Here is an 861-nt window from a genome sequence, read left to right on the forward strand (position 1 = left end):
AATTTAGGCAACAACGCCGCTCCAAACTGTCTTGAAACCCACGTCCCCTTTTTTGGGGTGAGAGGGGGGGGACTTTGCTTTTCATTTTTTCCTAGAGCTGATGTTTTCATACTTGCCTCCTGTATACATGAGGAGCAAAACAATGACAACTATCCAACCTGGTACAACAAAAGAACTAGTAATCAATTGGCACCTAACAGAAGTCTGTAATTACGGTTGTACATACTGCTTCGCAAAATGGGGACGCCCCAATGAACTACATCGTTCCGAGCAAGAAGTTGCAAAGTTACTAGATAAACTAGCTAACTACTTCATCAAAGGCACTCCAACCTTAAAAGAGGAGCTTGGTTACGAAAGTGTTCGCCTTAATTTTGCTGGCGGTGAGCCTATGATGCTAGGAGATACATTCATTACTGCTTTGATGCTGGCAAAACAAAAAGGCTTTAGTACTTCAACCATAACTAACGGACATTATTTAAGTTACGACAAACTGGCATTGCCTAAAGGTATACTGGATATGATTGGAATAAGCTTTGACAGTCAAAGCTTAAACACACGGAGAAAAATTGGAAGGAAAGACCGAAAAGGGAATTCTTTCAGCTCTGACGATCTAAAACAGGCACTAGCACGCCTGACTCAGTCCCAAGAGGGTATAAAAACAAAGATCAACACTGTCGTGAATAGTCTTAATTTCGAAGAAGATTTCTCTGAACTAATCGCCGAACTAAAACCCTACAAATGGAAAATCTTGCATGTCATGACATATGGTGATGATGAACTACTTGTTTCCAAGGCACAGTTTAACAGTTTTTTAGAAAGGCACAGTGGATTGGGGTTACCTCAGGGCGGGATCGCACTTTG

The 861-nt window shown here is 41.5% G+C and carries 1 protein-coding gene; it reads left to right on the forward strand.

Annotated features, from left to right (window positions below; genetic code table 11):
* Window positions 1-142: 142 nt before the first annotated feature.
* On the forward strand, window positions 143-861 hold a 719-nt coding region (locus AB4585_RS22260; protein ID WP_372170984.1), incomplete at its 3' end, for a viperin family antiviral radical SAM protein.

It is taken from the genome of Vibrio sp. 10N.222.49.C9 (assembly GCF_041474985.1).
GTDB lineage: Bacteria > Pseudomonadota > Gammaproteobacteria > Enterobacterales > Vibrionaceae > Vibrio > Vibrio crassostreae_C.